Origin of the sequence: Lysobacter luteus (assembly GCF_907164845.1) — a bacterium.
GTDB classification, from domain to species: domain Bacteria; phylum Pseudomonadota; class Gammaproteobacteria; order Xanthomonadales; family Xanthomonadaceae; genus Novilysobacter; species Novilysobacter luteus.
Genome location: NZ_OU015430.1, coordinates 2,112,500 through 2,136,685 on the forward strand (window position 1 = coordinate 2,112,500; position 24,186 = coordinate 2,136,685).

A 24,186-nucleotide genomic window follows, 5' to 3' on the forward strand; every position below is an offset into this window, starting at 1 on the left:
GCTAGACCCGACGCAGCGACCAGAATGGTAACCGCCGCCGCACGCGGTAGCCGACGTGCTCGTACAGCCGACCGGCGCGCGCGTTCTCCTGGCTGACGTGCAGGAACGGCGTCCGCCCGCGCGCGAGGTTGTCGTTGACCAGCATCGCCAGCAGCCGCCGCGCGTACCCGCGCCCCCCGAAATCGGGATGGGTGCATACCGCGCTGATCTCCCGCGCGGTGTCGGTGCCGAGCCGCTCCCCGATCATCGCCGCCAGCCTGCCGTCCTGGTAGATGCCGAAGTAGCGCCCCAGCTCCATCGTGCGGGCGCGGAAGTAGTGCGGATAGACCAGCGCGGTCAACGCGAGGACGTCGGCCCGGTGGGTCGGGCCGAGTTCGATGATCGCGGGCCCCTCGATCCCGGGCACCGGCCGCGTGCAGACCATCTGCGAAAGGGGGAGGTGGGCGGTGAGGTCCCAGCCCGCATCCAGGGGCGGCGGCCCGACGCCCAGCAGGTAGACGGTCTCACCCGGTTCGACCAGCGCCTGCAGGGCCACGGCGATGTCAGCCGCGTCGGCGCCCTCCTCGCCCGGTACCCCGAGGAACGGCGCATAAGCGGGCGGGAACCGGGCCACGTCGCCGTGGCGCAACGCCAGGTCGCGATGGCAGGTATCCAGCGAGACCCAGAACGGATTGTCGAGTTCCGATGCGCGCATGCCGCGGGGCCGCCAGTTCGAATGGATTTGGTGACGCCAATGTACGCCCGGTGATGGCACCGTGCGCACGGTGCACCCGCCTACCCGGCGGTCAGCCGAACGCGGTGTCGACCAGCCCTGGTGCCGGTGCGCTGAAGTGGTCCTGCAGGTACTTCTCGCCCTCGTCGCAGAACAGGGTCACCACCGTCCGCAGCTCCGGGTGCTGTTCGCGCACGCGCCGGGCGGCGACCAGGTGGGCGCCGGAACTCGGGCCGCACAGCAGCCCGTGCCCCTGCGCCAGCCCACGCATGGCGGCGATCGCCTCCTCGTCGGTGACCGACAGCAGCTCGTTCACCAGCGCGCCGTGCCGGGCGAAGATGCCGGGCACGAAGCCATCGGAAATACCTTCGATCGCGTGGGTGTCGACCTCCCCGCACAGGATCGTGCGCGACTCCGACGGCTCCATCGCGAACAGCCGCACCGCGGGATTGACCGCCCGGAACGCCTGACCGACGCCGATCAGCGTGCCGCCGGTGCCCACGCCCATCACCAGCGCGTCCGGCACCCGGCCCGCGGGCAGCTGCGCGAGGATTTCCGGTCCGAGGATCTCGCGGTTCTCCTCCACGTTCCATTCCGAATCGAACTGACCGGGGCAGAAGAACCCGTCCTGCCGGCCGAGCTCGCGCGCCCGCTCCAGGGCCGAATTGACGTGGAAGTTGCCGCAGAACTCCACTTCAGCCCCGTACGCGCGCGAGATCGCCACGCGCTCGTTGGATAACCCCTCGGGCATCACCACCCGCATCCGGTAACCCTTGACCGCGGCCACCATCGACAGCGCGTTGCCGGTGTTGCCGCTGGTCGCCTCGACGAGGGTGTCGCCGGGCTTGAGCAGCCCGGCGGCCTCGGCCTTCTCGACCATGTACAGCGCGATGCGCGCCTTGATCGAGCCGGACGGGTTCATGAACTCGCACTTGGCGAAGACGCCGTCGACCTCGATCAGCGGGGTGTCGCCGATCGCGTTGAGGATCGACGCCGATACGGAGTTGAAGCGGGTGGCCATCCGGGAGTCCTGCAGTGCGGCGAGGCCCACAGTGATACCCCCGCGGGCGTCAACGATGGCTGATCCACGTCAAGCGGCGGCCGGTCCCGTGCTCGGCCGTTCGCCGGCCCACCGTAGACTCCCCCCCCAACGCCCTTTCAAGCCCGCCATGGAACTCGATTTCCGCGCCGCCTCCCACCTCGTGCTGCACGCGCTGGTACCGCTGGCGATCGCGCTGGTGTTCTTCCGTCCACGGTGGCGCCAAGCGTGGCTGTGGATGCTGGCCGGCTGGCTGATCGACATCGACCACCTGTGGGCCGACCCGATCTACGTGCCGGACCGCTGCAGCATCGGCTTCCACCCGCTGCACCGGGCGCCGGCGATCGCGGTTTACGCCTTGTTGCTGCTGCCACGCCGGACGCGGTTGCTCGCGATCGGCCTGCTGGTCCACATCGGCCTGGACGGGCTGGACTGTGCATGGATGCAGCACGCGGATTGACGCTACCAGCTGTCCTCGAGCACCCGCGGCCTGGACGACGCCCACGCGCCCCACGCCAGCACGGCGATGCACAGCGCGAGGAACGCGACCGGCCAGTGCCAGCCCCCGGTGACGTCCCGCAGTTGCCCGACCACCAGCGGACCGGCACAGGCCACCCCGTAACCGACCCAGTGCATGAAGCCCGACAGGGCGGCGGACCCGGCCGGCGTGCGCGTGCGCAGGTTGATCAGCGTCAGCGCCAATGGGAACGTGCCGCCCGCCAAGCCCAACAGCCCGGTCCAGAGCGCCGGCCAGGAAGCGGGTGCCAGTAGCATGCCGGCATAGCCGACGGCGTAGAGGGCCAGCATCGGCAGCACCAGCAGGAACGGCGACCGCGCCCGCGAGGCCAGCACCGGCACCGCCAGTGAGGTCGCCAGCCCGGTGGCGGTGTACACGCCGAGCATCGCGCCCGCCGCGGCCGGCTCCAGGCCGGCATCGGTCATCCAGCGCGGGATCCAGGTGAACATCGCGTAGGTCACCAGCGAGGTCATGCCCAGCAATGCCGCCATCGCCCAGGCCAGCGGCGAGCGCCACACGTGCGCCCCCGGCGGCAGGGTGGCCCGCGGCAGCACGCCCTCCGCGACCGACGCGGCGGCGATCCGCCTGCGACCCCCCTGAAGCACCCAGGCCCACGGCAGCAAGGCCAGCACCGCGGGCACCACCCAAGCCGCCAGCGAGACCCGCCAGCCCATCGACATCGCCAGCGGCACCGCGACGAACGCCGGCGCCATGGTGCCCAGCTGCATCGAGGTGATGTACACCGAGCTGACCACGCCGACCCGGTCGAAGAAGTAGCGCTTGACCAGCGGCGGCAGCACCACGTTGCCCATGCCCATCCCGGCCAGCGCCAGCAGCGAACTGGCCATCAGCCCGCCGGTGCCGTCCACGAAGCCGCGCGCCAGCATGCCGGCCGCGGCCAGCGCCATCGCCAGCAGGACGGTGCGCTCCAGCCCCAGCCGATGGGCGATCGGCGGGGTCGCCACACCGAATACGGCGAAGGCCAGGGTCGGCAGCATGCCGAGCACGCCCGCCGCGGTGGACCCGAACGCCAGCGATGCGCCGACGGTCTCCAGCAACGGGGTAAGCGAGGTGATCGCGGTGCGCAGGTTGAAGGCGGCCAGCGCGATGCCGGCCAGCACCAGCAGCCGGCCGCGCCAGGGATGGGGGGATGCCATGCGCGCAATGCTACCCGGGGGCGTTGTTTTCCGGCCGGTCGACCCCGATCTCGGGGACTCCAGTCCGCTCCACGTGTCACGGAAAACGCAGATGGCTACCCAAACCGCACCCCAGACCGAAACCCGCCCGTTCGAAGCCGAAGTGGCCCAGGTCCTGCACCTGGTGACGCACTCGCTCTACTCGCACAAGGAGATCTTCCTGCGCGAGCTGATCTCCAACGCGTCCGACGCCTGCGACAAGCTGCGCTTCGAGTCGCTGGCCAACCCCGAGCTGATGTCCGGCGATGGCGAACTGCACATCGACGTGAGCTGGGACGAGAAGGCCCGCACGATCACCATTGCCGACAACGGCATCGGCATGAACCGCCACGAGGTGGTCGCCAACATCGGCACCATCGCCAGCTCCGGCACCCGTCGCTACCTGGAGGCGATGGCGCAGGAGAAGAAGGCCGACGCGCGCCTGATCGGCCAGTTCGGCGTCGGCTTCTATTCGGCCTTCGTGGTCGCCGACCGCGTCACCGTGCTGACCCGTCGCGCCGACGCGTCGGCCGTTGAAGGCGTCAGGTGGGAGAGCGACGGCAAGGGCGAATACACCCTGGAGCAGGTCGAGGTGCCGTCGCGCGGCACCACCATCGTGCTGCACCTGAAGGCCGACGAGGACGAGTTCCTGTCGGGCTGGAAGTTGCGCTCGCTGATCCACCGCTACTCCGAGCACGTTGCCTTCCCCATCCGGATGCCGAAGGACTCCGACGCGCACGATGGCAGCGACGAGGCTGCGGAAGATGGCAGCCAGTCCGCCGACAAGGCCGAATGGGACACCATCAATGCCGCCTCGGCGCTGTGGACCCAGCCCAAGTCGGAGATCTCCGACGAGGACTACCAGGGCTTCTACAAGTCGCTCGGCCACGACTTCGCCGACCCGCTGGCGTGGAGCCACAACCGGGTCGAAGGCAACCAGAGCTTCACCACCCTGCTGTACCTGCCGGCGCATCCGCCGTTCGACCTGATGATGGGCGGGCGCGATGAGCGCAAGGGACTGAAGCTCTACATCAAGCGCGTGTTCGTGATGGACGCCGCCGAAGAGCTGCTGCCCAACTACCTGCGCTTCGTGCGGGGCGTGGTGGACGCCGACGACCTCCCGCTCAACGTCAGCCGCGAGCTGCTGCAGCAGAACCGCCAGCTGGAGCGGATCAAGGCCAGCTGCACCAAGCGCGTGCTCGACCTGATCGAAGGCCTGGCCAGGAACGAGCCGGAGAAGTTCGCCACCTTCATCAAGGCCTTCGGCAATACCCTCAAGGAAGGCATCGGCGAAGACACCGCCAACCGCGAGCGTATCGCCAAGCTCCTGCGCTTCGCGTCCACCAAGGGCGACGACGCCAGCAGGTCGGTCTCGCTGGACGATTACATCGCCCGCATGCCGGAAGGGCAGGACACCATCTGGTACGTCACCGGCGAGACCCACGCCGCGGCGGCCGGCAGTCCCCAGCTGGAAGCGTTCAAGGCGCGCGACACCGAAGTGCTGCTGATGTCGGACCGCATCGACGAGTGGATGCTGGGTTACCTGCATGAGTACGAGGGCAAGAAGCTGCAGAGCGTCGCCAAGGGCGAACTGCCGCTCGACGACGCCGCGAAGCAGAAGCACGAGGAGGCCGCGAAGGCCGCCGAACCGCTGGTCGCCAGACTCAAGGAGCTGCTCGGCGACCGCGTCGGCGAGGTACGCGTGTCGGCGCGCCTGACCGACTCGCCGTCGTGCCTGGCGCTGTCCGATTACGACATGGCCCCGCACTTCGCCCGGTTGCTGCGCGAGGCCGGCCAGGATCTCCCCGACAGCAAGCCCACGCTGGAGGTCAACCCGCAGCACCCGCTGGTTCAGCGCGTGCAGACCGAGTCGGACGAAGCCACCGCGCGCGACATCGCGACCCTGCTGCTGGAGCAGGCCGAGATCGCCGCCGGGGCCACCCTGCCCGACCCGTCCGCCTTCGTGCAGCGGATGAACCGGCTGCTGCTGGGCTGAGGCCTACCGCAAACCCGTGTAAACGAAAAAGCCCGCCGGATGGCGGGCTTTTTCGTGGACGGGTCGGATCGCTCAACGCCGCGACCCAGCCCTGCCAAGTCTTCGCGTCAGTCGCTCACCATGGTTGGCAGGAGCCGATCCTGTTCCCGTAGCACGCGCTCGCCAGCATCGGACTCACCCGCAGCAGGCGGTCCACACACCTCCCACTTGAGCTCCCCTCGAACCCGTGGCACCTCGATCACGGTCAAGCCACCGTTCGAGGATGACTGCAGGCAAAAGTATTGGCTGTAGATGCGCCCAACCGTGGGGTCTCCGTCGGATTCAGGATTCACGATCTGCGAATTGATCGAGACGCCATAGCGCTCTCCGGGCTGCAAAGTTGCGACCACATTGCTCGATCCGCCAGCAACCAAGGCGCTGCCGAATGGGATGCACTGATCCGGGACCAGCGTCACCGACGGCTCCACCGGCGTGATCCAGCGCCACACGTTCGTCCAGTCCGCGCCAGTGAAGCGGTCGACCGAGATAGCGGTTAACACTGGGGGTGTACGGCGGGGCTCATCGTTGTCGGCCACCGCAAAACAAGGGCGGGAGTCGACAAGGCGTACCTGCGCCGTCTGGTACATGCCGGCAGGCTGGGTGCACCCACCGGTGGCCGGCAAGATGGCGAGGCCGACAACGAGCAAGCCGATTCTCATTCGGTCACCTTTGGCAGGTTGGAGGCGTCTTTGGGATCGGCTATGAACGGACCGAGGGCATTCTCGTAAAGGGGAAGTGCGTTCGGAAACCGGGCGTAGCGTGCCTCATAGACTTCGCTCTGGGCGTTGCGGAACTTCACTAGGAAATAGTCCGCCAGGATGTTCCCTTGCGCCTCCATGTTGTAGTCGCAAAGGTGCCGCCCAGCGGTCAGTGTGTACGCGTAGGACATTCTGGGTCGCGGTGTACGCACCCGCTTGACCGGATAGCCCAACTGGTACTGCCAGACGTGCGTCATCTCGTGGACCAGCAGGCGCTTGTGGACGTCCATCTCAAGCGAGAAATCTGCCTTGAACAGGTCCGCCGGCAAGTAGATCTCACCATTGGGCGCGGTCGCCGTGTCATCCGGCTGGAAGCCGAACAGCATCCAGTAGCCGTGGTTGTGCAGATTCACCGCGCCGTAATCGATCGACGAGCCGAACACTTGCCGCAGCATTGCGACCTCGCCGGCAGTCAGGCCGCGATCCTCTGCTTTCGTCGGTGGGTGGAATTGCCGACGGACGATGGGTTGGTGGCCGCACCATTCAACGCCACCGGGACGCGCTGCGACGGCAGGTGGGGGCCCGCGCAACACCCCTGCGCACCAGCGGGCGGCAGAAGCTCGGCGGAGTCGATTGCCACGGGGTGTGCGGTGACCACGCGTTCCGTTCTCCCATCCGCGTCGGTTACACCGGCGGTGGTGGTGCCATCAGCCAGGTGCAGGCGATAGCCGACGTTCGCTAACGGCACACCGGTCGGTCCGACGAAGCGGATCTGCTCGTCGAACGCCAGGGCCTCGGATGTCTCGGCGATGGCACTAATGGCAGCGACAGCGCCCAGGCCAGCTGCTGCGTCGGACATCCCGCTATCGCGTCCCGTGGCGGGATCCACAAACAACCGCACCTGCTGCGCCGCAATCACCTTGCAGCCGCAGGACAGCGAGCTGCCGTGGAGGGCGACCGCCTCGCCGTCGATGATCGTGGTCGGGTCGCCGTCGACGATCGGGAACGTGCCCTTGTGCGTCGGGCAGGTGGCCTTGTCGTTGACCCGCGCGACGGGCTTGCCGTCGATATCGGTGAAAGGCGAGCCGGTGATCACCTGCCCGCCGCTGCTGGTGGCGTCGCCCGCCACGGCCCACATCCTTGTCATGGTTTCCCTTCCTGGGAGCGTTGTCGGCCTAGTGTCCCCCACGGCCACGCGTCGATTCAACGGCCAGTCTGCCGCAACTGCAGTCACACCTCCTTTGTAGGAGCGGCGTAGGCCGCGATCCAAGATCCGACACAGGCGAATCCTCACGATCCCACGCAAAGCTGCTGGTCGTTCGCGAATGGACCACCACTCAGCGTTGTCGGGCCCTCTCGTACACGTGCCCACCCGCTTAACCCGCCGCGTGCAACGCTGGCCATCCTCCCGTTCAGGAGCCTGCCCATGCCGATGTCCGCCTTCGGCCTCAACTGCACACTGACCGCCTCGCCTGCCGCGTCCTCCACCCAGCTATTGCTCGATCAGGTGCTCGCCGCGCTGAGTGAACACGGCGTGTCGACGGATAGCACCCGCGTGGTCGACCACGACATCAAGCCTGGCGTACGCGCCGACGAGGGCGACGGCGACGAGTGGCCCGGTATCCGGCAACGCGTGCTCGACGCCGGCATTCTGGTGGTCGCCACGCCGATCTGGATGGGCCAGCCCAGCAGCGTGGCCAAGCGCGTACTGGAACGGCTGAACGCGTTCCTAGGCGAGATCGACGACAGCGGCTGCTACCCCACCTTCGGCCGCGTGGCGACGGTGGCGGTGGTCGGCAACGAGGACGGCGCCCATCACGTCACCGCCGAGCTCTACCAGGGTCTGGCCGACCTCGGCTTCACGATCCCCGCGGCCGGCGCGACCTACTGGGTCGGCGAAGCGATGCACAAGACCGACTACAAGGACCTGGAAGAGACACCGGAGAAGACCGCGTCGACCACCAGGACCCTGGCCAGCAACGCCGTCCACCTCGCCCGGCTGCTGCAGCAGCACCCGTACCCGCCCCCGACGCCGCAGTAGCGCCAGCAGGCTGTCGATTCCGCCCGCCTCCGGCCGTCGTAACCCGGCACCCACCGAACCGGAGAACCGCCATGTCCTACATCGATGGATTCGTCATCGCCGTACCCACCGCCAACAAGCAGAAGTTCATCGAACACGCCAACACCGGCGACTCGGTGTTCATCGAGTACGGCGCCACCCGCGTGGTCGAGTGCTGGGGCGACGACGTGCCCGACGGCAAGCAGACCGACTTCCGCCGCGCCGTGCAGGGCAAGGAGGACGAGACGATCGTGTTCTCGTGGATCGAGTGGCCCGACAAGGCGACCCGCGACGCCGGCATGAAGAAGATGATGGACGGTAGTGACCCGCGGATGGACCCGAAGATCAATCCGATGCCCTTCGACGGCGCGCGGATGATCTACGGTGGGTTCCAGCCGGTGGTGGACCTCGGGAAGACTTTGTAGGCCGCATGCCCCAGCAGGAGCGGCCTAAGCCGCGATCGTCGAGTCACACCGGCGATCGATTGCGCTATCGCGGCTGAAGCCGCTCCTACGGGCCGCCGGCAACAGGTCCGGCGTCAGACCTGCGCGCTCTTCCATCTCCCGCGGGTGAACAGCCACAGGGTGAACAGCCCGACCGCGGTCTCGGACACGAACACGCCCCAGAACACCCCGGTCTGCTGCCAGTCCAGTTGCAGCGCGAGGTACCAGCACAACGGGATCTGGATCAGCCAGAAGAACACCAGGTTGATCTTGGTCGGCGTGACCGTGTCGCCGGCGCCGTTGAACGCCTGCACCGCGACCATCCACCAGCCGTACACGAAGAACGAATACGACAGGATCCGCAACCATTCCCCGCCAATGTCGATCACCATGGCATCGGCGGTGAACAGCGCCACCAGCTCGCGCGGGAACGCGAAGAACAGCGCCGATACCGCGACCAGGTAGGCCATGTTGTACCAGCCGATTCGCCACACCGAGGCCTCGGCGCGGCCCGGCTCGCCGGCGCCGAGGTTCTGTCCAACCAGCGTCGCCGCGGCGTTCGACATCCCCCACGCCGGCATCGTGGTGAACATCATGATGCGGATCGCGATCGTGGCGCCGGCGACCGCCTCGCTGCCGATGCTGGCGAGGATGCGCATCAGGAAGATCCACGAAGTCATCGCCACGATCATCTGGCCGATGCCGCCCAGCGAGGTGCGCACGATGTTGAGCGCGGTCGCGCGGTCCCAGCCCAGCTGCGAGGCGGCGACGCGGATGTGCTGGCCGCCGCGGAACAGGATCCACAGCTGCATCATCACGCCGAGGCCGCGGCCGATGGTGGTCGCGATCGCCGCGCCCTCGATGCCCATCGCCGGCACCGGCCCGAAGCCGAAGATCAGGAGCGGGTCGAGGACGATGTTGAGCCCGTTGGCGACCCACAGAACCCGCATCGCGCTGGAGGCGTCGCCGGCGCCGCGGAACACCGCGTTGATCACGAACAGCAGCATGATCACCGCATTGCTGCCGAGCGCCCACTGCATGTAGCGGTAGCCGTGCTCCAGTGTCCACGCGTCGGCGCCCATCAGCTGCAGCAACTCGCGTGCCCAGACGATGCCCGCAACCGCAAACGGGAGCGATGCCAGCGCCGCGATCCAGATCGCCTGCACTGCGCTGACCGCCGCGGCCTCCCGACGGTGCTCGCCGATGCGACGCGCGACAACGGCGGTGACGGCCATCGCCAGGCCCATCGCGATCGCGTACAGCAGGAACAGGTAGCTCTCGGTCAGCCCGACCGTGGCCACCGCCGACGCACCGAGCTTGGCGACGAAGAAGATGTCGACCACGGCGAAGGTCGATTCCAGCACCAGCTCCAGCACCATCGGCACCGCGAGCAGGAACACCGCTCGACGCAGCGGGATCTTCGTGTAGTCGGCACCGGTGCCGCGAATCGCGTCGCGCAGCTCGGCCCACAGAGGGCCGGTGGGGACGTGCTCGGGGAGCGCGGCGGCAACACCGTCCACGTCGTCGCCGGGGGATCGGGAATCGGTGTTCATCCAGTACTCCGCTCGAGGCGCTCCGCTCCGGAACCGGGATGGTAGAGCGTGATCCCGCCGCCCGTGTCCAGCTTTCGACGAACGGTGCATCCCGGAATCGACAGCTGTCGATTTCCGGCATCGCCGACCGTCGCCATGGGACCGGGACACATTTCGCCCCTATCACCGACAGGAGACCACGCATGAAGCACGCCAATCCCTACCTCAACTTCGACGGCAACGCGCGCGAGGCGTTCGAACACTACCGCGACGTGTTCGGGAGCGACTTCGTTACCGCCATGACGTTCCGCGAATTCGGCGGCGAACAGATGGGCATCGACGGCGCCATGCTCGACCGCCTCGCCCACATCGCGCTGCCGCTCGGCACCTCCCTGCTGATGGGCTCGGACGTCACCCGGCCGCAGGACTTCAAGGTCGGCACCAACCACTACATCGCGCTGGAGGCCGACACCGGCGAAGAAGCCGAGCGCGTGTTCACCCGGCTGTCCGACGGCGGCAGCACCGAGATGCCGTTGCAGAAGGTCGAGTGGGCCGAGCAGTTCGGCATCTGCCACGACCGCTACGGCGTGCAGTGGATGGTCAGCTACACCGGCGCGGTCACGTTCGGGCAACCCTGACCGGGAGGCCTACAACCGGGTTGCCTGCATCTGCAGGCACCCCTGTTGTTGACCGTCAATCTCCGTCGGGGCAGTCGGCCTGGACGTCGTAACCCAGATAGTAGTACCCGCTCCAGAGTTCACTTGTCGCCCCAGCAGGGTTGCCTAGAACAAAAAAGCGGACTCCCTCGGCAGTTGCGCAGTGATCGAAGGTGTCGCGAAACCCGTCGCCGTCAATGTCCAGTTCGGATCCCGGCACCCCCGCGGACGGCGGCCCCACCATACCGATCGCCAGCGCAACCGCATCGGCGGGTTCGACAAGGTAGAACGCCAATCCGCTCGCCAGGTTCGTCGAGCGCCGGTCCTCGTTCAACGCGGGGCAGTGGTCCCCGGGGGCTGCTCGACGCTTTATCCGTGCGGCCGCCAGTTGCTGCGGATCGCCCAGTGTCACGATCATGACGGATGTGCCAGACGCCACGCCGGCGTCTGTGAGAGCGATGCATGGACCATGCAACCACCCCATTGTCGGCAGCGAGGTTGGCTCAGCCCGGGAGGAGATGACGGCGGGCACACATGCGGACACACACGCGCATGAAAGCGCGAGCGAAGCGGTCCATATGGAAAGACTCGACATCACTACCTCCCGTTGAACGACCAGTGCGGTGCATCGGAGCGCAGCTTCCGCACGCCATAGGATGCGCCCACCCCGTGCAGCGGCAGATTGGCGTTGACGGCCGGTGTCCATGCAACGGAAACCATCCCCCCGTCGCTGCGGGGCAGCCGCAGGGTCCCTTTCCAGCGGATGTCCATGTCAATGGCGCGGCCGGCGATGTGGTTGCTCGTCAGGGCTGGCGGATAGATGCTGCGCGGCGGCATGGCCAGCCCGAATCCGCGGGTCATCTCGAGCGCGCCCGACCTGCTCTGCAGGTCATTTCCGTGATCCCAGCGGATCCCGACACCCGCCATCGGCGCGGCATCGGCGTCGGCGGGCTTGCACTTGCCATTCGCGATCTTCCAGGACCAATGGAACAGGTATGCCCGTTTCGGGCTCCGCCGCGTCGCAGACACGTCGACTCGTGCTCCCGCGCTCTCCAGCACGGCGACGAATGTTTCAACGTTGCGTCGGAACGAACCTTCCAGGGCTTCGATCCGGTTACTGTTGCGGGCATGGACGTTCGCCCACGCCACCCAGTGATCACCACTTCTCGTATCCATCGTTCCTCCTTGAACGGGTCTTTCATCCTTGTTCCGACTGCCCGGACGACCAGTCGGTTACCACGTGCTGAGTTCCGTTCGTTCAATCGACCATCGGCAGCTTGAGCCCCTGCTCCTTCGCGCACTGCCTGGCGATTTCGTAGCCGGCATCGGCGTGGCGCATCACGCCGGTGCCGGGGTCGTTCCACAGCACGCGCTCGATGCGGCGGTCGGCCTCGACGCTGCCGTCGCAGACGATGACCACGCCGGAGTGCTGGCTGTAACCCATGCCGACGCCGCCGCCATGGTGGAGGCTCACCCAGGTGGCGCCGCCGGCGACGTTGAGCATCGCGTTGAGCAGCGGCCAGTCGCTGACCGCGTCGCTGCCGTCCTTCATCGCTTCGGTCTCGCGGTTGGGCGAGGCGACCGAGCCGCTGTCGAGGTGGTCGCGCCCGATCACGACCGGCGCTTTCAATTCGCCGTTGCGGACCATCTCGTTGAACGCCAAGCCGAGCTTGTGGCGCTGGCCCAGGCCGACCCAGCAGATGCGTGCCGGCAGGCCCTGGAAGGCGATGCGCTCGCGCGCCATGTCGAGCCAGTTGTGCAACTGCGGGTCGTCCGGGATCAGCTCCTTGACCTTCGCGTCGGTCCGGTAGATGTCTTCCGGGTCGCCCGACAGCGCGACCCAGCGGAACGGACCGATGCCGCGGCAGAACAGCGGGCGCACGTAGGCCGGCACGAAGCCGGGGAAATCGAATGCGTTGTCGCAGCCTTCATCCTTGGCCATCTGGCGGATGTTGTTGCCGTAGTCGAAGGTCGGCACGCCCTGCGCATGGAACGCGAGCATCGCCTCGACATGCACGCGCATCGACTTCTTGGCTTCGTCGCGCACGGTGTCCGGGTCGGCCTGCTGTGCGCCGAGCCACTGCTCGACGGTCCAGTCGATCGGCAGGTAGCCGTGCACCGGGTCGTGCGCGCTGGTCTGGTCGGTGACCGCATCGGGCCGCACGCCGCGGCGCACCAGCTCGGGCAGCACCTCGGCGGCATTGCCCAGCAGCGCGATCGACTTGGCCTGGCCGGCCTTGGTGTATCGCTCGATGCGCGCCAGCGCGTCGTTGAGATCGTTGGCCTGCTCGTCCACGTAGCGGGTCTTGAGGCGGAAATCGATGCGGCTCTGCTGGCATTCGATGTTGAGGCTGCACGCGCCGGCGAGCGACGCGGCCAGCGGCTGGGCGCCACCCATGCCGCCCAGGCCGGCGGTCAGGATCCACTTGCCGGTGAGGTCGCCGCCGTAGTGCTGGCGTCCCATCTCGACGAAGGTCTCGTAGGTGCCCTGGACGATGCCCTGGCTGCCGATGTAGATCCACGAACCGGCCGTCATCTGGCCGTACATCATCAAGCCCTTGCGGTCGAGCTCGTGGAAGTGCTCCCACGTCGCCCACGCCGGCACGAGGTTGGAATTGGCGATCAAAACGCGCGGCGCGTCGGCGTGGGTTGGGAAGATGCCGACCGGCTTGCCCGACTGCACCAGCAGGGTCTCGTCGTCGCCGAGCGTGCGCAGCGACGCCAGGATCGCGTCGTAGCTCTCCCAGTCGCGGGCGGCACGGCCGATGCCGCCGTACACGACCAGGTCTTCCGGGCGCTCGGCGACCTCGGCGTCCAGGTTGTTCTGCAGCATCCGGTACGGCGCCTCGGTCAGCCAGGACCGGCAGTTGAGCTCGGTGCCGCGCGGCGCGCGGATGGTGCGGGAGGGGTCATGGCGGCTGGACATCGACGCGGGTCCTTGGTCGGAGCGAGGCGCCGATTATCGCAGAGGCGGAAAACCAACCCCCGGACACGACAACGCCCGGGCGGGCCGGGCGTTGCGTGGGGCAGGCAGGACCGCGAAGCGGTCAGCGGATCGACGGATCCAGCCGGCGCAGCGCGTCGGCGATGTCGGTGGCGCCGGTGCGGTCCAGGTCCTCGCGGCTGTACACGCGGCCATTGGCAGCCACGCAGTCGTCGCGGTCCAGTTCGTCGACGGCTTCAGCCTTCGCTTTTCCGGCGCCGCGGTTGCGGGTCGCGACGACGCGACTGCCGGTGTAACGCATGCAGTCGCGGCGGGCATCTCGTTCGACAGCGGTCTCGGTGCCGGCACGGCGGTCGTCGGATGTACGGGGTTCGACCGGGGTCTCACCCTGGGCCGCCCCGGTGACAGCGGGGGAAGGGGTCTTGGGGGTATCGACCTGCGCCGCCGCGGCGAACGCGAGTAGGGCAAGCAGGCAGGCGAGCATCAGGCGCTTCATGGCAATCACCTCTCGGATGGGGACGATGGGCCGTGTGGTCCGAGGATACGCCTGCCATCCCGGTGCCCCGGGCGCCGGCGAGGGGTGGGATTCAGCGCCCTGACAGGATGGCCAGACAATGCAAAGCCGCGCCCGACGTTTCGCAACCCGCGCTGGCTATCATCGATGGATGCACCGTATCCGCGTCGCGGCCGCTGCCGCCTTCATTGCGCTGGTGGCGATCGGCTGCCAGTCCTCGCCCACCTCGACCGCCGTCGTCGACGCGCCTGCCGCAACGCGCCCGTCCGTCCTGCTGGTCTCGATCGACGGCTTCCGCGCGGACTACCTGGGGCGCGGCATCACCCCGAACATCGACCGGCTCGCGGCCGACGGTGCACGCGCACGGTGGCTGGAACCGTCGTACCCGAGCCTGACCTTTCCCAACCACTACAGCATCGTGACCGGGCTGCGGCCCGACCGCCACGGCATCGTCAACAACACGATGGAGGACCCCGCGTTGGGCGCGTTCAGCCTGGGCCGCCGCGAAGCCGTTGGCGACGGGCGCTGGTGGGGCGGCGAGCCGGTGTGGGTGACTGCGGAGAATGCGGGACTGCCGACGGCGACGCTGTTCTGGCCGGGCAGCGAAGCGGCCATCGGCGGCGTGAGACCCACCCGCTGGCTGCCCTACGACGGCGACCTGCCCGACGCGTCCCGCGTGGACACCGTGCTGGGGTGGCTGTCCGAGCCCGATACGACCCGGCCGCGGTTCGCGACGCTTTACTTCGACGCACTCGACCACGCCGGCCACGACGCCGGTCCCGACTCACCCGAAGCGACGTCGGCCATCGTCGCCATGGACGCGGCAATAGGACGCCTGCTGGACGGCCTGGAAGTGCGCGGCCTGCAAGATCGGGTGGATATCGTGCTGGTGTCCGACCACGGCATGGCGGAGGTGCCGGCCACACAGGTCATTGCCAGCGAGGACATGGTCGACCCGGCCGTCGCCCGGGCCGTGTCCGGCGGGCCCGCGGTCGGTTTCGAGCCGTTGCCCGGGCAGGTGGCGCAAGCGGAGGCGAAACTGCTCGGGACGCATCCGCACTACGCGTGCTGGCGCAAGCATGATCTGCCGCCGCAGTGGCATTACGGCAAGCATCCACGCGTGCCCGCGATCATCTGCCAGATGGACGAAGGCTGGAGCACCGCGTCGCGCGAGCGTATTGCGCGCTGGCCGCGCAGCGGTGTCCGCGGCGCGCACGGGTTCGACCCCGCACTGCCGTCGATGCGGGCGATCTTCATCGCGCGCGGCCCGTCGATCCGCGACGGCGTGGTGGTGCCGGCGTTCGACAACGTCGATGTGTACCCGCTGCTCATGCGCCTGGTCGGGCTGCCGGCGGCGTCGAACGACGGTGACGGCGATGCGCTGGTCGTGCTCGAACCGGGGCTGGACGGGCACCCCTGAACCGTCCGGCATTGGTGTCCGAATCCGGCGAGTTCCACCGGATCGCCGGTGCTAGCCTGCACCCATGCCGTCGATCGCCGCCCGCACCGCCACGCCCGACCCGCAGGTCTGCGAGCAGGCCCGGCTGAGCCGCGACGCGCGGTTCGACGGACTCTTCTTCACCGCGGTCGCCAGCACCGGGATCTACTGCCGGCCGGTGTGCCCGGCGCCGCCGCCGAAGCGGGAGAACGTCAGCTACTACGCCAACGCGGCCGCGGCCGAGGCGGCGGGGTACCGACCATGCCTGCGCTGCCGCCCCGAACTGGCACCCGGCGACGACAGCTGGCGCCGCGGCGATGCGACGGTGGCGCGCGCCCTGAAGCTGATCGACCAGGGTGCGTTGGCCGACGCGCCACTGGCCGACCTCGCCCGCCGCGTCGGCCTGGGCGAACGCCAGCTGCGCCGGCTGTTCGTCGACCGGCTGGGCGCGGCGCCGCTTGGCGTGCACGGCACCCGGCGACTGCTGTTCGCCAAGCAACTACTGACGGAGACCGCGCTGCCCATCACCGAAGTCGCGCTGGCGGCGGGGTTCGGCAGCCTGCGGCGGTTCAACACGAGTTTCCGCGAGGCCTACCGGATGGCACCGCGCGACTTGCGCCGTCGGCCGCGTGCCGCATCCGACGAGACGTTGACCCTGCGGCTGGGATACCGCCCGCCCTATGACTTCCCGGCGATGCTCGCGTTCCTGCGCCACCGCGCACTGCCCGCGGTCGAAGTGGTCGGCGAGGACGCCTACGCCCGTGTGATAGCACCGCCCGAAGACGCGCCGGATGCGGCCCCGGGGTGGTTGCGGGTATCGGAAGCCGGTGGCGACGGGCACGCATTGCTTTTGCAGGTGCATGGTGTGGCCCCGGCACGGTTGTTGCCGATCGTCGCCCGCCTGCGCCGGATGTTCGACCTGGATGCCGACCCACGGGTGATCAGCGCCGCCCTGTCATCGGATCCCTCGCTGCAACCGATGCTGCAACGCCACCCGGGGCTGCGCCTGCCGAGCGGTTGGGACGGGTTCGAGATTGCCGTGCGCGCGGTGCTGGGCCAGCAGGTGAGCGTGGTCGCCGCGCGAACACTTGCCACGCGGCTGGCGCACACGTTCGGCCGCCCGTTGGACACCCCGCTGGCGCCCGGACTGGAACGGTTGTTCCCGGCGCCGGCGGCGTTGGCCGATGCCGACCTTTCGTCGATCGGTGTCACCCGTGCCCGCGCCGACACCCTGCGTGGCATCGCGCGGGCACTGTTGGACGGACGGGTTGATTTCAACGCCGAACGCACGCTGGAGGATTTCACCGCGCGCTGGGTCGCACTCCCCGGCATCGGACCGTGGACGGCCCAATACATCGCTATGCGCGCGCTGGGCCACCCCGACGCCTTCCCGGCCGAAGACCTGGTGCTGCGACGGGTGGCTGCCGACGGCGACGCCGCGTTGACCACCCGGGCGCTCTCGGGCCGCGCCGAAGCCTGGCGGCCGTGGCGGGCCTACGCCGTGATCCACATGTGGCGCCATGCTTCCGAAGAGGCCGTCGCGGCGGCCAGCCATACCGCCCCGGCAGCGAGGCGGGAGCGCCCGCCCGGCACGCCCGCATCCCGATCACGCACCGCGCGGGGCACACGCGTCGCGCATCCCCGCGGAGGACACGCATGAGTACCACCTACACCACCATCGAAAGCCCTGTCGGCCCGCTGCTGCTGGCCGCCGGCGACGACGGCCTGCACGCGATCGAGTTCCACGCCTCGCGCCACCCGGTGCGGCGTGGTGCCGACTGGCAGCAGGGCCACCACCCGCTGCTCGACCGTGCGCGCGAGCAGCTCGCCGCGTACTTCGCCGGCGAGCGCCACGGTTTCGACCTGCCGCTGGCACCGCGCGGCACCGAGTTCCAGCGCGCGGTGTGGCATGCACTGGCCTCGATTCCCTACGGCCAGACCGTCAGCTACGCGCAACTGGCCGCGCGCGTGGGCCGGCCGACCGCAACCCGTGCAGTGGGTGCCGCCAACGGCCGCAACCCGCTGCCGATCGTGCTGCCCTGCCACCGGGTGATCGGCGCGGACGGCAGTCTGACCGGTTTCGGCGGCGGACTGCCCACGAAGCAGTTCCTGCTGGAGCTGGAAGGCGCCCTCCCCCGCGCGGACCTGTTCGCGGTCGCCTGACACGCCGCAGGAGGCACGTGGCGACGCGCAACGAAGCCCTTCAGTCCCTCAGCAATTCGCCGATCGCGGACCGGTAGCGCGCAGCGATCGATTCCGCCGCGACGTGCCGTCCGTCGGCCACCAACCGACGGCCCGCGACGGTTGTCTCGCGCACCAGGTTGCGGTTGCCGGCGAAGATCCAGCGGTCGACGGCGTCCGCGTCACTGGCCCCCGCCATCAGCGCGGCATCACCATCCAGCAGCAGGACGTCGCCACTGTCGATGCCACTGGCCTGGCCGGTGGAATCGGCGGCGCTGGCGACCACGTCGTGCAGCAGGGTTTCCCCCACGCTTGGGCTCCGTGCGCTGGCGGCAATGTTGCGACGGCCGGTCACCAGGCGCTGGCCGTACTCGAGCCAGCGCAGCTCTTCCACCGGCGACACCGAGATGTGCGAATCCGAGCCGATGCCCCAGCGGCCGCCCGCGTCCAGGAAGTCGCGGAGCGGGAACAGGCCGTCGCCGAGATTGGCCTCGGTGGTGGGGCAGATCGCCACGGTGGCGCCGGACGCGGCGATGCCGAGGATTTCCGAACCGACCAGGTGGGTTGCGTGGACCAGGGTCCAGCGCGCATCGACGTCGGCGTTTTCGAGCAGCCACTGGACGGGACGGGCGCCGCGCACGGCGATGCACTCGTCGACCTCGGCCACCTGCTCGGCGACGTGGACGTGCACGCGGCAGTCGCGCGGCAATCCCGCCAGCACCGTGCGCATCGCATCCGGTGGCACCGCACGCAGGCTGTGCAGGGCGCAGCCGATCCGGGTGGTGTCGTCCTGCTCGCCGCGCAGGTTGTCGAGGAGTTGCAGGTAGCTTTCCACGTCGTGACCGAAGCGCCGCTGCCGGTCCCCAAGCGGACGGCCGTCGAAACCGCCGGTCATGTACAGCACCGGCAACAGCGTGATGCGGATGCCGGTGTCGCGCGCGGCCTGCAGCAACGCGCGCGACATCGCCGCGGGGTCGTCGTAGCGACGGCCGTCGGGCGCGTGGTGCAGGTAGTGGAATTCGCAGACGGTTGTGTAGCCGGCCTCCAGCATTTCCGCGTAGAGCTGGGCGGCGACCGCGTGCAGCGTGTCGGGCGTGAAGCGGCCCGCGAACCGGTACATCGTCTCGCGCCAGGTCCAGAACGAATCGTGCCCCGCGCGCGCGCCGGGTCCGGGCGCGGACTGGCACTCGGCCATGCCCGCCATCGCCCGCTGGAACGCGTGCGAGTGGAGGTTGGCGATGCCCGGCAGTCGACGCGACCGCGCGCCCTCCCCGCTCGCGTCGTTACCAGCGCGCCAGCCGTCGGGCCGCCAGGTGCGGATGTTGTCGTGGGTATCCATCCGGCGATTGTCGCGTGGCCGCGGCTGCGCCGCGACCCCGGTGCGCCGGCCGGCGTCGACCCGCCGCCTACAATGCCGCCATGAACACGCATGAAGCATCCGACGCCCGTCCCTGGGACGGCCTGATCCTCGGCGCCTCGCTGGCGACCCTGGACGGCGAGGGCTACGGCGCCGTCACCGACGGCGCGCTGGGCTGGCGCGACGGCGTCATTACCTACGCCGGCCCGCGCGACGGCCTGCCGGGCGAGCCGGACGTACTCGCTCCCACAGTGGTCGAGGCCAGCGGCTGGATCACGCCCGGGCTGGTCGATTGCCACACCCACCTGGTGTTCGCCGGCGACCGCGCGCGCGAGTTCGAGATGCGCCTGGAGGGCGCCAGCTACGAGGACATTGCACGGGCGGGCGGCGGCATCGTTTCCACCGTGCGCGCGGTACGCGAGGCGGATGCCGACGAACTGCTGCGCCAGTCGCTGCCACGGGCCCGGGCGCTGCTACGCGATGGCGCCACCACGCTGGAGATCAAGTCCGGCTACGGCCTGGACTACGACAACGAACGCAAGATGCTGCAGGTCGCGCGCCGGGTCGGCGAGGAGCTCGGCATCACCGTCCGCACGACCTACCTGGCCGCGCACGCCCTGCCGCCGGACTTCGCCGATCGGCCCGATGCGTACATCGACGCGGTGATCGAGTGGCTGCCGCGCCTGCACGCCGATGGGCTGGTCGACGCGGTCGATGCGTTCTGCGAAGGCATCGGTTTCAGTGCGGCGCAGACACGGCGGGTGTTCGAGGCCGCACGGGCGCTCGGGTTGCCGGTCAAGCTGCACGCCGACCAACTCAGCGACCTGGGCGGGGGCGGGCTGGTGGCCGCGTTCGGCGGGCTGTCGGCCGACCATGTCGAGCACACCAGCATCGACAGCGTGCGCGCGATGGCGGCGTCCGGCGCGGTGGCGGTACTGCTGCCCGGCGCGTTCCACGTGCTGCGCGAAACGCGGCTCCCGCCGCTGGAGGGGTTCCGCGAGCACGGCGTGCCGATGGCCGTCGCCACCGACTGCAACCCGGGCACGTCGCCGTTGTTGTCGATGCGCCAGGCCATGCAGCTGGCCTGCACCCACTTCCGCCTGACACCCGAGGAGGCCCTGCGCGGGGCCACGGTGAATGCCGCACGTGCGCTCGGCCTGGACGACCGCGGCCGGCTGCGGGCCGGCCTGCGGGCGGACTTTGTCCGCTGGGACGTGGCCCACCCGGCCGAACTGGGCTACTGGCTCGGAGGTGAACTGGCCGCCTCTGTCCACGTCGACGGCCGGCAGGTCCGCTGAGCCGCCGGTCGCACCGGCCACATACGAAAAAGCCCCGCACTGGCGGGGCTCCTCGTCGACACCGGCGATCCGGCGTCTTACTCCTTGACCACCTTCTTGGCGACCTTCTTTGCCGGCGCCTTGCTGACGGTCTTGGTGGTGGCGGTCTTCTTCGCAACCGGCGCGGCAGCGGTGCCGGCGGCCTTGGTCACGGCCTTGCGGGCGTTGCCGTAGCTGGAGTTGTAGCGCTTGCCCTTGGCGGTCTTGCGGTCGCCTTTGCCCATGGTCTTGCTCCCGGATCGGTACTTGAACAGTTGAAAAACCCGCACGTCGAAGCGCGGGCCCGTGGTGTCGCATCGGAGCCGCGGTCGTGGCGCGGGAAGCTGCCTAGCCTATCACAGGCCCCGACCGGGCCGTCGCCTCAATGGGCGCAACCGGCGTCGTGCACGTGGCCGTGGTTGAGCCGCAGGTTGGCCAGGTGCCCCAGCCCGACCAGGGTGCCGCCAAGCGTCATCGCCACCGCGTGCGGCACCACCGAATGGTGGAGCGGCGGATACAGGACCCCGACCCAGAGCACCAGCAGGCCGGGGACCAGCAGCCCGAGCGCCCGCACGGCACGGTGACGGCGGTAGCTCCACGACAGGCTGCCCAGCCCAAGCAGGCTGGCGAACACCACGAAGGCCTGCTCCAGCGCGTCGCCGGCAAACAGCGCCACCCCGAGCGAGGGCAGCAGCGCGATCAGCACCGGCAGCAACGCACAGTGGATTGCGCAGGCAATCGAGCCGTAGGCCCCGAGGCGGTCCAGCAGGCGATGGCGTTGGCGGGGAGACATGAACCGTGACTTCCGGGAGGGGTGTCGAAGTTGGTGGAATAATATAACATTTCGACACCACCGCAACTGCCAACGACATGTCCGCGTCCCGTCTGCGCCACCTGCCCCTCTCACTCGCAATCGCCCTGTCGATGCCGCTGGCCGCCCAGGCCCACGAGGCGCAGGACCCGACCGGCACCGGCCACGACCATGAACCGACCGACCTGGCCCGCGTTGAAGTCCGGGCCACGCCGCTGGCCGGTACCGCCGACAACCTGGTGCGCCCGGTCGAGGTGCTCGCGGGCGAGGCGCTGGACGCGGCGAAGGCCAGTTCGCTGGGCGAGACGGTCAACAAGTTGCCGGGCGTGCAGTCGTCGTATTTCGGCCCCGGCGTGGGCCGGCCGATCATCCGGGGTTTCGACGGCGCGCGCGTGCAGGTGTTGAGCGATGGATTGGGGTCGGGCGACGTCTCGACCGTCAGCGCCGACCACGCGGTAAGCATCGAGCCGTTCCTGGCCGACCAGATCGAAGTGCTCAAGGGCCCGGCAACCCTGCTCTACGGCAGCGGCGCGATCGGCGGCGCGGTCAACGTGATCGACGGGCGCATCCCCGAGGCGGCGACGGTGGAACCGCTGGAAGGCCGCGCCGAACTGCGCGGCGGCACGGTTAACGACGAGCGTACCGGCATAGTGCGGCTGGACGGCACGTCGGCCTCGGGCAACGTGGTCTTCCACTTCGACGCACTGCATCGGGAAACCGGCGACTACGACATCCCCGGTTCGGCGGAGAGTGCGGCGACCCACGCCGGGCACGAGGAAGAGGACGGGCACGAGGAGGTAGTCGTCGGCCGGCTGCCCGGGAGCGCCATCCGCACCGATTCGGCCGCGCTCGGCCTGTCATGGGTGGGCGACCGTGGATTCATTGGTGGCGCCTACAGCCTGTTCAACAGCCGCTACGGCGTTCCCGGCCACGCGCACGGTGCTGGTGAAGCCCACGGCGACGAGCACGGGCATGAGGACGAAGATGCCGACGGGGAACACGCCGAAGGCGGCGTCCGCATCGTGATGGACCAGCGTCGCAGCGAGTTGCGCGGCGGACTGGACGACCTCGGCGCGTTCCAGTCGCTGCGGGTCAAGCTCGCTCGCACCGAGTACACCCACACCGAATTCGAGGGCGGGGCCGTCGGTACGGTGTTCGACAACACCGCCACCGAGGCCCGGGTGGAACTGGTCCACCAGCCCATCGCCGGATGGACCGGCGCGCTGGGCGCGCAATGGTCGCAGCGCGAGTTCCTCGCGGTCGGCGACGAGGCCTTCGTCCCGGGCTCGGATTCGCGCGACGCCGGTCTCTTCTGGATCGGCGAGCGTGCATTCGGCCCCACCCGGCTCGAGTTCGGCGCCCGCCACGACCGCAACCGCGTCGATATCGAAGAGTCCCGCGCGATCGGTCCCGACCGCGACTTCGACACCACCAGCCTGTCGGCCGCGCTGCGCTGGGACATCGGCGAGGACGTCCACCTGTCGTTCGGCCTGGACCGCGCGCAGCGCGCGCCGACCGCCGAGGAGCTGTATTCCAGCGGCATCCATGTGGCCACCGGCAGCATCGAGCTGGGCGATCCCGACATGGACGTGGAGACCGCCAACCGCGCCGAGGTCGGCGTCCACTGGCACAACGGGCCGTTCCGCATCGGCGCGTCGGTGTTCCAGGTGCGGTTCGACGATTTCGTCTATCTCGCCGATACCGGCATCGTGGAGGACGGGTTGCCGGTACGCGCGTGGACCCAGCACGACGCCCGCTTCAACGGCGCCGAGGCGGAACTGGACTGGACCTTCGTCGACAATGCCAGCGGCGCATGGGCGATGCGCGTGTTCGGCGACGTCGTGCGGGCCGAACTTGACGGTCGCGGGCGCCGCGAGGTCGCGCTGGCGGTGCCGCACGGCGACCATGCCCACCACCACACCGCGAGCCTGGCCAACGACGGCGACCTGCCCCGCATCGCCCCGGCCCGCGCCGGTGCCGAACTGCGCTGGGAGACCGGGTCCTGGCGCGCATCGCTGGGCGCGGTGCGCTACATGGAGCAGGACGACGTGGCCGAACACGAGGCCGCCACGCCGGGCTATACGCTGGTCGACGCACACCTGGCGTGGCATGCCGACACCCGCGGCGGCAACGCGTGGGAAGTCTTCGTGGACGGGAGCAACCTGCTCGACGAGGAAGCGCGGCCGCACACGTCGTTCCTGAAGGAACTCGCGCCGCTGCCGGGGCGCGGCATCGAATTCGGCGTGCGCGCGTTCTTCTAGCGGCTGGCCTGCGCCTTGGCGCAGTCGGCGCACAAGCCGTGCACCTCCAGCGTCTGCGCCTGCGGCAGGAAGCCCAGCGCGCGGGCGCGGCGGTCGAGCGCATCCACGATCTGCTCATCCTCCAGCTCGGTGGCCAGGTTGCAGCGGTCGCAGATGAGGAACGGCACCGCGTGCTGTTCGCCGCCCGGGTGGTGGCAACCGACGAAGGCGTTGATGGACGAGAGCTTGTGGATGAAGCCGTGCTCGAGCAGGAACTCGAGCGCGCGGTAGACCGTCGGCGGCGCCGCGGCACCGTGGGTCTCCTTCATCAGGTCGAGCAACTCGTAGGCCTTCACCGGGCGGTCGGCGGCGGCGATCAGGCGCAACGCGTGCGCGCGGATCGGGGTCAGCCGCAGCCCGCGCGCCTCGCACACCCGCTCCACCTCGCTGACGAAACCTTCGGCGTCGTCGACGTGGTGCTGGGGGTCGGTGCAGGCGTGGTGGTGGCCCATGTCCCCG

General features: G+C 69.2%; 25 protein-coding genes. 10 read left to right on the plus strand and 15 right to left on the minus strand.

Features of this window, described 5'->3' with window-relative positions; translation table 11 throughout:
- Position 1: 1 nt before the first annotated feature.
- Entirely contained in the window at positions 2–694 is a 693-nt protein-coding gene (locus tag KOD61_RS09925) for a GNAT family N-acetyltransferase (protein ID WP_215218527.1), read from the minus strand.
- Positions 695–785: 91 nt separating this feature from the next.
- Positions 786–1,733: a PLP-dependent cysteine synthase family protein gene (locus tag KOD61_RS09930; RefSeq protein WP_215218528.1), complete on the minus strand. Its 948-nt coding sequence runs from the start codon at positions 1,731–1,733 to the stop codon at positions 786–788.
- Positions 1,734–1,881: 148 nt separating this feature from the next.
- On the opposite strand from KOD61_RS09930, the gene KOD61_RS09935 reads away from it, so the two are divergent.
- Positions 1,882–2,211 carry a DUF6122 family protein gene (locus KOD61_RS09935; RefSeq protein WP_215218529.1) on the plus strand — a complete coding sequence of 110 codons (330 nt, stop codon included), beginning with the start codon at positions 1,882–1,884 and terminating at the stop codon, positions 2,209–2,211.
- 2 nt (positions 2,212–2,213) lie between these two features.
- On the opposite strand, the gene KOD61_RS09940 is transcribed toward KOD61_RS09935, so the two are convergent.
- Entirely contained in the window at positions 2,214–3,425 is a 1,212-nt protein-coding gene (locus KOD61_RS09940; protein WP_215218530.1) for an MFS transporter, read from the minus strand.
- Positions 3,426–3,516: 91 nt separating this feature from the next.
- Between KOD61_RS09940 and htpG the strand changes: the two genes are divergently transcribed.
- Positions 3,517–5,439 carry a molecular chaperone HtpG gene (htpG, locus tag KOD61_RS09945; protein ID WP_215218531.1) on the plus strand — a complete coding sequence of 641 codons (1,923 nt, stop codon included), beginning with the start codon at positions 3,517–3,519 and terminating at the stop codon, positions 5,437–5,439.
- Positions 5,440–5,546: 107 nt separating this feature from the next.
- Here the strand turns inward: htpG and KOD61_RS09950 are convergent, their stop codons facing one another.
- From KOD61_RS09950 to KOD61_RS09960, 3 genes are read right to left on the minus strand one after another with little or no spacing between them, the layout of a single operon-like run.
- On the minus strand, positions 5,547–6,137 hold the full coding sequence (locus KOD61_RS09950) for a hypothetical protein (protein WP_215218532.1): 591 nt from the start codon (positions 6,135–6,137) through the stop codon (positions 5,547–5,549).
- Entirely contained in the window at positions 6,134–6,631 is a 498-nt protein-coding gene (locus KOD61_RS09955) for a hypothetical protein (protein ID WP_215218533.1), read from the minus strand. The genes KOD61_RS09950 and KOD61_RS09955 overlap by 4 nt, the downstream gene beginning before the upstream one ends.
- A gap of 17 nt (positions 6,632–6,648) precedes the next feature.
- A complete protein-coding gene (locus tag KOD61_RS09960) occupies positions 6,649–7,305 on the minus strand; it encodes a PAAR domain-containing protein (RefSeq protein WP_251370570.1) in 657 nt (218 codons plus the stop codon).
- 297 nt (positions 7,306–7,602) lie between these two features.
- Between KOD61_RS09960 and KOD61_RS09965 the strand changes: the two genes are divergently transcribed.
- Positions 7,603–8,217, plus strand: coding sequence for a flavodoxin family protein (locus KOD61_RS09965; protein ID WP_215218534.1), 615 nt, complete (start codon positions 7,603–7,605; stop codon positions 8,215–8,217).
- A 71-nt stretch (positions 8,218–8,288) separates the two neighbouring features.
- Positions 8,289–8,660 carry a DUF1428 domain-containing protein gene (locus KOD61_RS09970; protein ID WP_215218535.1) on the plus strand — a complete coding sequence of 124 codons (372 nt, stop codon included), beginning with the start codon at positions 8,289–8,291 and terminating at the stop codon, positions 8,658–8,660.
- A gap of 113 nt (positions 8,661–8,773) precedes the next feature.
- On the opposite strand, the gene KOD61_RS09975 is transcribed toward KOD61_RS09970, so the two are convergent.
- Entirely contained in the window at positions 8,774–10,231 is a 1,458-nt protein-coding gene (locus KOD61_RS09975) for an MATE family efflux transporter (protein ID WP_215218536.1), read from the minus strand.
- Positions 10,232–10,413: 182 nt separating this feature from the next.
- On the opposite strand from KOD61_RS09975, the gene KOD61_RS09980 reads away from it, so the two are divergent.
- On the plus strand, positions 10,414–10,848 hold the full coding sequence (locus KOD61_RS09980) for a VOC family protein (RefSeq protein ID WP_215218537.1): 435 nt from the start codon (positions 10,414–10,416) through the stop codon (positions 10,846–10,848).
- Positions 10,849–10,903: 55 nt separating this feature from the next.
- Here KOD61_RS09980 and KOD61_RS09985 read toward each other — a convergent pair whose 3' ends face one another.
- From KOD61_RS09985 to KOD61_RS10000, 4 genes are all read right to left on the minus strand, one after another.
- Positions 10,904–11,284 (minus strand): hypothetical protein, encoded by a 381-nt coding sequence (locus KOD61_RS09985; protein WP_215218538.1) that lies wholly within the window; start codon positions 11,282–11,284, stop codon positions 10,904–10,906.
- 179 nt (positions 11,285–11,463) lie between these two features.
- Positions 11,464–12,042: a hypothetical protein gene (locus tag KOD61_RS09990; protein WP_215218539.1), complete on the minus strand. Its 579-nt coding sequence runs from the start codon at positions 12,040–12,042 to the stop codon at positions 11,464–11,466.
- 82 nt (positions 12,043–12,124) lie between these two features.
- A complete protein-coding gene (gene hutU / locus KOD61_RS09995; protein ID WP_215218540.1) occupies positions 12,125–13,792 on the minus strand; it encodes a urocanate hydratase in 1,668 nt (555 codons plus the stop codon).
- A gap of 121 nt (positions 13,793–13,913) precedes the next feature.
- Positions 13,914–14,306 (minus strand): hypothetical protein, encoded by a 393-nt coding sequence (locus tag KOD61_RS10000; RefSeq protein WP_215218541.1) that lies wholly within the window; start codon positions 14,304–14,306, stop codon positions 13,914–13,916.
- A gap of 169 nt (positions 14,307–14,475) precedes the next feature.
- Here KOD61_RS10000 and KOD61_RS10005 point away from each other — a divergent pair, with 169 nt between their 5' ends.
- The 3 genes from KOD61_RS10005 (at position 14,476) to KOD61_RS10015 (ending at position 17,925) form a co-directional block, all read left to right on the plus strand.
- Complete coding sequence (locus KOD61_RS10005; protein ID WP_215218542.1) at positions 14,476–15,744, plus strand: alkaline phosphatase family protein; 1,269 nt, start codon at positions 14,476–14,478, stop codon at positions 15,742–15,744.
- A 64-nt stretch (positions 15,745–15,808) separates the two neighbouring features.
- Positions 15,809–17,422, plus strand: a complete 1,614-nt coding sequence (locus KOD61_RS10010) for an AlkA N-terminal domain-containing protein (RefSeq protein ID WP_215218543.1) — start codon at positions 15,809–15,811, stop codon at positions 17,420–17,422.
- Positions 17,419–17,925, plus strand: coding sequence for a methylated-DNA--[protein]-cysteine S-methyltransferase (locus tag KOD61_RS10015; RefSeq protein ID WP_215218544.1), 507 nt, complete (start codon positions 17,419–17,421; stop codon positions 17,923–17,925). The genes KOD61_RS10010 and KOD61_RS10015 overlap by 4 nt, the downstream gene beginning before the upstream one ends.
- A 40-nt stretch (positions 17,926–17,965) precedes the next feature.
- Here the strand turns inward: KOD61_RS10015 and KOD61_RS10020 are convergent, their stop codons facing one another.
- On the minus strand, positions 17,966–19,282 hold the full coding sequence (locus KOD61_RS10020) for a formimidoylglutamate deiminase (RefSeq protein WP_215218545.1): 1,317 nt from the start codon (positions 19,280–19,282) through the stop codon (positions 17,966–17,968).
- An 80-nt stretch (positions 19,283–19,362) separates the two neighbouring features.
- Between KOD61_RS10020 and hutI the strand changes: the two genes are divergently transcribed.
- Positions 19,363–20,598, plus strand: coding sequence for an imidazolonepropionase (gene hutI, locus KOD61_RS10025; RefSeq protein ID WP_215218546.1), 1,236 nt, complete (start codon positions 19,363–19,365; stop codon positions 20,596–20,598).
- Between the two features lie 77 nt (positions 20,599–20,675).
- On the opposite strand, the gene KOD61_RS10030 is transcribed toward hutI, so the two are convergent.
- Complete coding sequence (locus tag KOD61_RS10030) at positions 20,676–20,861, minus strand: 30S ribosomal protein THX (protein WP_215218547.1); 186 nt, start codon at positions 20,859–20,861, stop codon at positions 20,676–20,678.
- Between the two features lie 137 nt (positions 20,862–20,998).
- Complete coding sequence (locus KOD61_RS10035) at positions 20,999–21,409, minus strand: MerC domain-containing protein (RefSeq protein ID WP_215218548.1); 411 nt, start codon at positions 21,407–21,409, stop codon at positions 20,999–21,001.
- 77 nt (positions 21,410–21,486) lie between these two features.
- Here KOD61_RS10035 and KOD61_RS10040 point away from each other — a divergent pair, with 77 nt between their 5' ends.
- A complete protein-coding gene (locus KOD61_RS10040; RefSeq protein ID WP_215218549.1) occupies positions 21,487–23,688 on the plus strand; it encodes a TonB-dependent receptor in 2,202 nt (733 codons plus the stop codon).
- Here KOD61_RS10040 and KOD61_RS10045 read toward each other — a convergent pair.
- Positions 23,685–24,179: a transcriptional repressor gene (locus KOD61_RS10045; protein ID WP_215218550.1), complete on the minus strand. Its 495-nt coding sequence runs from the start codon at positions 24,177–24,179 to the stop codon at positions 23,685–23,687. The genes KOD61_RS10040 and KOD61_RS10045 overlap by 4 nt on opposite strands.
- Positions 24,180–24,186: the final 7 nt, after the last annotated feature.